Source organism: Streptomyces sp. NPDC005761 (genome assembly GCF_040630635.1).
In the GTDB taxonomy this organism is placed as follows: domain Bacteria; phylum Actinomycetota; class Actinomycetes; order Streptomycetales; family Streptomycetaceae; genus Streptomyces.
The window spans coordinates 201048-208455 of record NZ_JBEXXX010000010.1; the positions used below are offsets into that span (position 1 = coordinate 201048).

Genomic DNA, 7408 nt, shown 5'->3' on the forward strand with positions numbered 1-7408 from the left:
CTCGGCAGGTTTGGGTAGTCGGGCCCCGCCGGGATCAGTGGAGACGGATGTGCAGAGCGCTCTGGACGAGGGCCGAGTGCAGCCGTACGGAGAGCTCGGCGAGCTCCTTCGCGGTGGCCTCGGCATGCGCTCTGGTCTGCGGATTCCGGTGCCGGCGCAAGGGTGCGACGACCTGCTCGATCAGCCCGGCCTCACGGTCTGCGGCCGCTCGCATCGCACGCAGATGACGCGGTTCCAGACCGAATCGCCCCAGATCCGCCACAAGCCTGGCGATGGTGACCGTCTCGGCGTCGTAGCCGCCCCCCGCCGACGGGGCGACCAGACCGTAAGACTCCCAGGCATCGAGGTCACTCTCGGTCACCTCCGCGGCGGCGAGGAGCTCGGCTCGGCCGATGCGGGCAGCGGTGGCCCGTCCGGGCCCGCCCGTCCAGGTGCCGTCGGCCGGGTCCGCCTCACCGCCCGGCGCGGGCAGGGGCGCCTGCTCACCTCGGGCGAGGGCGTCCAGGTGCTCACGGATGACTTTCAGCGGAAGATAGTGGTCCCGCTGCATCCGCAGGACCTGAGCCAGCCGCTCGACGTCGTCAGGACGGAACTTCCGGTATCCGGACGGGGTCCTCTGCGGCTCGACGAGTCCCTCGGCCTCCAGAAAACGGATCTTGGAGATGGTGACCTCGGGGAACTCGTCCCGCAGCTGCAGGAGCACCGTGCCGATGCTCATCGGGCGGTCGTCGCCGGTGGCGGTGCCGTGTCCGGCACCGCCCGTCGGTGTTCTCAGCATGGACCTTCCTGGGGGTCCCCCCGACGGAGTCCGGGGGCGGGTCAGATGCCGCGCTGGCTCGCGTAGAAGACCAGCCGGTACTTGCCGATCTGCACTTCGTCACCGTTGGAAAGCGCGACGGAGTCGATGCGCTCACGGTTGACGTAGGTGCCGTTGAGACTGCCCACATCGCCCACGGTGAAGCTGCCGTCGGGGCTGCGACGGAACTCCACGTGACGACGCGAAACCGTCACGTCGTCGAGGAAGATGTCGCTCTGCGGATGGCGGCCGGCCGTGGTCAGCTCGCTGTCCAGGAGGAAACGGCTGCCCGAGTTGGGCCCCCGCCGCACCACCAGGAGCGCCGAACCGAGCGGCAGGGCGTCCACGGCAGCCTGAGCCTCGGGCGAGAGCGACGGCACGGACGTCTGTCCGGTCGCCTCCGCCTCGTAGGCCTCCAGGCCCGAGATGGAGATGGTCGACGTCGTCTCCGAGGGCCGCTCGGGAACCCCGCCCCGCAGCGGCGCACCGCAGTTGGAGCAGAAACGGCTGGCCTCGGCATTGCGGTGCCCGCACCTCGTACAGACCGGCATGGACGAAGCCTCCTGCCTCGGGGCGAACCCTCCACCCGTACTCGAGGTTGACGGATCCCCGAAACCTATGCGGCCGGGACCGGCCGGGTCAACAGACGACGCGCCGGAACCACCCGAATTGTCACCCCCCTGACCTGCCACCTGATCGCGGAAGAGAGGGCGCTCGCCGCCCTGCTCCTCGCTCTGGCCATGGCGCGGTGCGCGATGGCGTGCAGCTTCATCGCGAGCGCTCTTGCCGAACAACTTCCCAAACAACTTCACGGGCGATTCCCCTTGACCGAAACAGACCCGCCCGTGGGGCAGGACGAACCCTGAATGAACACACCTGCCGACCCGGACATCTTCACAACGTCCGTATCCACTCGACAGTTTCCACCACGCACCGCCATTACGATGCGCCGACCCCCCGCAACCTTCTGCCCGAGTCTCCCGGCGCCCACACGGCCCGGGTTCACTGGGTCGACGACCGAGCGTAGTCAGGCCGCTCCGCCGGTCGCAAGGCGTCGACGACGATGTCGTCGGACTGCGCCACATGCACGGTGGCCTGCTCCTTCTCCAGCGTCTGCACCACACCGCCGGGAATGTTCAGCGCCGGTTCCAGATCCTGCGGCTTGCCGATGACCTTGAAGACGTACGGAGCGGAGATCTTACGGTCGTCGACCTTGACGGCACCTCCGTCCCCGGAGAAGTACGTATTGGCCACCACGCGCACGCCGTTGACCTCGATCGCCTCGGCGCCCGCCGCCCGGAGCTCCTGGAGTGCGTCGAGCAGCATGTCTGCCTGCACCGCGTCACCGGGATCGTTGACCGTGAGCGTGATCCCGGGGCCGTGCACCGCCACCGTACCCGCGAGGATGCCGAGTTGGCGCTCCTTCTCGACCGTCTGCTTCCGCGCCTCTTCCGCCTGGTCGGAACTGTTCTCCAGCTCCGTGCGCTGGTCGACGAGACGCTGCTTCTCGTCCTCGAGTCGCTGCGTACGGTCGTCCACCTCGTCGAGGATGCGGACCAGATCCTCCTGGCGGGCCCCGCGCAGTGCGCTGTTGTCGCTGTTCGACCGCACCTGGATGGCAAGCCCCAGGCCGAGGACGAACAGCAGCACCGCGACGATGAGTTGGGCGCGGGTGACCCGGGGCGGCCAGATGCCGGCCATCAGCCGCTGGCGCCCGGTCAGCTGCTCGGGAGCCTGCTCCGGCCGCTCGCCGGGTTCGTCACGCTCGCCGTTGAATGCGTCGTTGCTCATCGGCGTCAGGCCCGGAAGACGTGGCGGCGGATCGCGGCGGCGTTGGAGAAGATCCGGATCCCGAGGACGACGACCACTCCGGTGGAGAGCTGCGCTCCCACACCGAGCTTGTCGCCCAGGAAGACGATCAGCGCCGCCACGACCACGTTCGAGAGGAACGAGACCACGAAGACCTTGTCGACGAAGATGCCGTCGAGCATGGCCCTCAGACCACCGAAGACGGCGTCAAGAGCGGCTACGACCGCGATCGGAAGGTAGGGCTCGACCACCGCCGGCACTTCGGGCCGGACCAACAGTCCGACCACGACTCCCACGATCAGGCCCAGTACGGCGATCACGATGTGCCCTTCCCTGTGTCTGCCGCACCACTGCCGGTGTCTGCGGCCTTATATGGCTCTGCTGTCCGTACGATCAGGCTCGGGGCGGCCGGGAGGCTCACCTTCTCCTGGACCGAGATACTGGTCCGGATGTCGAAGGTGTCCTTCAGCGCCTGCAGGTACTGGCCGTCAGCACTGTCCTGGAAGGCGGCGGCGAGCTTCTTCCCGTCCCCCACCGCGAGCACCGTGTACGGCGGCACGAGCGGCTTGTTGTCGACCAGTATGGCGTCGCCCGCGGCACGGATCGCCGACAGGGCGGTCAGACGCTGTCCGTTGATGGCGATCGCTTCGGCGCCCGACTGCCACAGACCGTTGACGACTCGCTGCATGTCCCGGTCGCGGACGCGCCCCGTGTCGGAGAAGCCGCTGCTCTCGCGCGGCCCGCCACCGCCCTGATCCGTGTCCTTCGCGTCGTCGACGACGAGTTTCACCCCGGGACCCTGCACCGGTGTCGCCCCTGAGAGCAGCGCCACCAGTTCGGCCTGGTCGCCGCCGTGCTCCTCCAACGCCTTGCGCTGACGCCGCCCCACGTCGTCGCGGATCTCTTCGACCTGCGATTCGAGGGTGTCGGCTGCCGACGTCTCCGCGTCGATCCGGTCGATGAGCTCTTCGCGTTCCTTGGCCAGGACGGGCGCGGCCACGCGCGCCTGCGCCGCACCGAGCGTCACGACAAGCGCTGCCAGCACCAGACACGCCGCGAAGCCGAGCTTCGCCTTGAGCGTCCGGGGCATCCCCGAACGCCCGTCCGCCTTGCGACGCGCCGACGCCTCGGCGTACCCGTCGTCGAGGCTGTGGTCCATCACGTTGGTCAGCAGCGACATGGACGCGTCGGGGCGCGGGGGCGACGAGGCGGTCGTACTCCGATCGGGGGGCTGCTGCGACATGCCGCACATCGTCGCATGTCGCAGCGGCTGCCACCGAATGGCCCCACCGTTGCGCAGCAAGCGGCCGGGCGGCTCCCTCAGCCGAGCCGCGCATACCGAACCGGGGCCGGGGGCCGGGAAGGCGCCCTGCGCCCGCCCCGGCCCCCGGTCAACTCACTGACCTGCGCTGTCGACGATCGCAGACCATTCGTCCAGGAGCGCCTGGGCAGAGGCGTCGTCCGGCCCTTCCGCCCACAGATGGGTAACGGCCTCTGCCCTGTCCGGCAGCACCATCACCCATCGCCCGTCCGCCTCGACGACCCGCACACCGTCCGTGGTGTCGACGTCGCGGTCCCCCGCGGCCTCGACCACACGCCGCATCACGAGTCCCTTGACTGCCCACGGGGTCGCCAGATCGCGCCGCAGCACATGGGCGCGCGGGATACGAGCGTCGATCTGGCTGAGTGTGAGCTGCGTCCTCGCCACCAGTCCGATGAGCCGTACGAATGCGGCGGCGCCGTCGAAGACGCTGCTGAATTCGGGAACGATGAACCCGCCGCGTCCGTCTCCACCGAAGATGGTGCCTTCCTCCCGCCCGACCCGGGTCAGATCGTCGGGCGACGTCATGGTCCACTCCACCTGGGTGCCGTGGTACGCCGCCACCTGCTCGGCGACACGGGTGGTCGTGACGGGGAGCGCCACCCGGCCGCTGCGGCGTTCCGCCGCGACGAGGTCCAGCATGACCAGCAGGGCCCGGTCGTCTTCCACGATGCGGCCCCGCTCATCGACCAGTGAGAGCCGTTCGCCGACCGGGTCGAACCGGACGCCGAATGCGGCCCTCGCCGACGAGACGATCTCCCCGAGCCGTACCAGTCCGGACCGCCGGGTCTCGGCCGACTCGGTCGGCCGGGACTCGTCGAGGCCGGGGTTGATGGTCAGCGCATCCACACCGAGCCGCCCCAGCAGGCTGGGAAGCACCAGGCCCGCGCTGCCGTTGGAGGCATCGACGACGACCTTGAGCCCGGCGTCGGAGATCCCTGCGGTGTCCACGTTCCGCAACAGGGAACCCGTGTACGAGTCGAAGACGCTCGACGGGAAGTGGAGGTCTCCGATCTCGCCCGGGAAGGCCCGGCGATACTCCTGCCGGGCGTAGACACGGTCCAGCTTTCGCTGCTGCGCCTGGGAGAGGTCCGCTCCCCGCTCGTCGAAGAACATGATGTCGACGGAGTCGGGCACCCCCGGCGACGTACGGATCATGATGCCGCCGGCGCTGCCGCGTGCGGTCTGCTGGCGTGCCACCGGCAGCGGCACGTTCTCGAGGTCCCGGACGTCGATGGCGCTGGCCTGGAGCGCCGAGATGACCGCGCGCTTGAGTGCCCGGGCGCCACGGGAGTGGTCACGCGCGGTGGTGACCGTGGAGCCCTTCTTGAGCGTTGTCGCATACGCACCGGCGAGCCTGACCGCCAGTTCCGGCGTGATCTCGACGTTCAGGATCCCGGAGACCCCTCGCGCGCCGAAGAGGTGGGCCTGTCCCCGCGACTCCCAGATCACCGAGGTGTTGACGAACGCGCCGGCCTCGATGGTCTTGAAGGGGTAGACACGGACATTGCCCTGGATGATCGATTCCTCGCCGACGAGGCATTCGTCGCCGATGACCGCGCCGTCCTCGATCCGGGCCGCTCGCATGATGTCGGTGTTTTTGCCGATCACGCAGCCGCGCAGGTTGCTGTGATCTCCGATGTACACGTTGTCGTGCACCACGGCCTTATGGAGGAAGGCGCCGCTCTTCACCACGACGTTCGATCCGATGACCGTGTGCTCCCGGATCTCCACCCCCGCCTCGACCTTGGCGTAATCGCCGATGTAGAGGGGCCCCCGGAGCACCGCGTCGGGGTGCACCTCGGCACCCTCGGCCACCCAGACGCCCGGAGAGATCTCGAAGCCGTCGATCTCGACGTCGACCTTACGTTCGAGCACGTCCGCCTGGGCCTTCACGTAGCTCTCGTGCGTGCCGACGTCCTCCCAGTAGCCCTCGGCGACATAGCCGTAGATGGGCTTGCCTTCCTTCATCAGCTGCGGGAAGACGTCGCCGGACCAGTCCACGGAGACATCGGCCTCGACGTAGTTGAACACCTCGGGTTCCATGACATAGATGCCCGTATTGACGGTGTCCGAGAAGACCTGGCCCCAGGTCGGCTTCTCCAGGAAGCGTTCGACCTGACCCGCTTCGTCCACAATGGTGATACCGAACTCGAGGGGATTCGGCACCCGGGTGAGGCAGACCGTGACCAGCCCGCCCTTTTCCTTGTGGAAGGCGATGAGATCGGTGAGGTCGAAGTCGGTGAGCGCGTCACCGGAAATCACGAGGAAGGTGTCGTCCTTCAATGCCTCTTCGGCATTTTTCACACTGCCCGCGGTACCGAGCGGTTTCTCCTCGTTCGCGTAGCTGAGCTCCATCCCGAGCTCTTCGCCGTCTCCGAAGTAGTTCTTCACCAGCGAGGCCAGGAATTGGACGGTCACGACCGTCTCGTTGAGCCCGTGCCGTTTGAGCAGGCGAAGCACATGCTCCATGATGGGCCGATTGGCTACGGGCAGTAGCGGCTTGGGCATGCTTGAGGTCATGGGGCGAAGGCGAGTGCCTTCACCACCTGCCATAACGACGGCCTTCATGTCGGAAACGTCCTCCTCGAAGAGACGGTCAAGCCGACTTCGCCCGTCTGGGCACCATCTGTGTCATCAGCCGCGGGCCGGCCACGTTGCACGGCACCACATCAACGAGCTCAATCGGCTACTGCATCCGCCTTGACCAGCCGGCGGACCTGAACCACATAGAGGATCCCTGCCCACCAGTAGAGCGTTGTACCCCACCCTGCGAACGCCCATCCGAAAACAGTGGCCAGCGATGCCAGCCAACCACTTCCGTCACTGAGCAGCAACAAGGGAAATGCGTACATGAGGTTGAACGTGGCCGCCTTCCCCAGGAAGTTCACCTGGGGGGGCGGATAGCCGTGACGGCGCAGGATTCCCACCATCACGAGAAGCATCAGTTCACGAGCGAGGAGCGCGGCGGTGAGCCACAGCGGAAGGATCTCCCGCCAGGTCAGACCGACGAGCGTGGAAAGAATGTAGAGACGGTCGGCAGCCGGGTCAAGCAGCCGTCCGAGGCTGCTGATCTGGTTCCAGCGACGTGCGAGCTTACCGTCGAGGTAGTCGCTCACACCGCTGAACATCAGGACCAGCAGCGCCCAGCCGTCGCTCTGGGGCCCACCGAACTCGGGACGGAGAATCAGCCACAGGAAGACGGGTACGCCAACGAGGCGAGCCATGCTGAGGATGTTGGGGATGGTGAGTACCCGGTCCGTCTGAACGCGAGTCTCCTGGACCTCCACCCGGGGGCCTCCTGTGAAGAACGTGCCAATGATGCCCCCTGACCCTACCCTCAGCCCTCGCCGGCATGTGCACAGGGGTGTCGGGACTGGCGGGGTAAACGCAGAAAAGCCCCGTGCCACAAGGGCACGGGGCTTAACTATCAAAAGGAGTTCGGCGGCGTCCTACTCTCCCACAGGGTCCCCCCTGCAGTA

The 7408-nt window shown here is 67.5% G+C and carries 7 protein-coding genes; all 7 read right to left on the reverse strand.

From position 1 onward, the window contains the following. Positions 1–34: 34 nt before the first annotated feature. The 7 genes from ABZ434_RS13145 to ABZ434_RS13175 all read right to left on the reverse strand — a co-directional run bounded on the left by ABZ434_RS13145 (position 35) and on the right by ABZ434_RS13175 (position 7216). Positions 35–778, reverse strand: a complete 744-nt coding sequence (locus tag ABZ434_RS13145) for a MerR family transcriptional regulator (protein ID WP_359134912.1) — start codon at positions 776–778, stop codon at positions 35–37. Between the two features lie 41 nt (positions 779–819). Then, positions 820–1608, reverse strand: coding sequence for an FHA domain-containing protein (locus ABZ434_RS13150; protein WP_359134914.1), 789 nt, complete (start codon positions 1606–1608; stop codon positions 820–822). A gap of 190 nt (positions 1609–1798) precedes the next feature. After that, positions 1799–2497: a DUF881 domain-containing protein gene (locus tag ABZ434_RS13155; protein WP_359134942.1), complete on the reverse strand. Its 699-nt coding sequence runs from the start codon at positions 2495–2497 to the stop codon at positions 1799–1801. Between the two features lie 95 nt (positions 2498–2592). After that, positions 2593–2925, reverse strand: a complete 333-nt coding sequence (locus ABZ434_RS13160) for a small basic family protein (protein ID WP_015032176.1) — start codon at positions 2923–2925, stop codon at positions 2593–2595. Then, entirely contained in the window at positions 2922–3848 is a 927-nt protein-coding gene (locus ABZ434_RS13165) for a DUF881 domain-containing protein (protein WP_359134917.1), read from the reverse strand. Before ABZ434_RS13165 ends, ABZ434_RS13160 begins: the two co-directional genes overlap by 4 nt. Positions 3849–4001: 153 nt before the next feature. Then, complete coding sequence (locus ABZ434_RS13170; RefSeq protein WP_359134919.1) at positions 4002–6497, reverse strand: mannose-1-phosphate guanyltransferase; 2496 nt, start codon at positions 6495–6497, stop codon at positions 4002–4004. Positions 6498–6607: 110 nt separating this feature from the next. Further along, a complete protein-coding gene (locus tag ABZ434_RS13175) occupies positions 6608–7216 on the reverse strand; it encodes a CDP-alcohol phosphatidyltransferase family protein (protein WP_266776362.1) in 609 nt (202 codons plus the stop codon). Positions 7217–7408 lie beyond the last annotated feature (192 nt).

Excerpts from the sequence above, each read along its gene's own strand:
- ABZ434_RS13155 (WP_359134942.1), bottom strand. The coding sequence starts at position 2,497 with ATGGCCGGCATCTGGCCGCCCCGGGTCACCCGCGCCCAACTCATCGTC.
- ABZ434_RS13170 (WP_359134919.1), bottom strand. The coding sequence starts at position 6,497 with ATGAAGGCCGTCGTTATGGCAGGTGGTGAAGGCACTCGCCTTCGCCCC.
- ABZ434_RS13145 (WP_359134912.1), bottom strand. The coding sequence starts at position 778 with ATGCTGAGAACACCGACGGGCGGTGCCGGACACGGCACCGCCACCGGC.
- ABZ434_RS13165 (WP_359134917.1), bottom strand. The coding sequence starts at position 3,848 with ATGTCGCAGCAGCCCCCCGATCGGAGTACGACCGCCTCGTCGCCCCCG.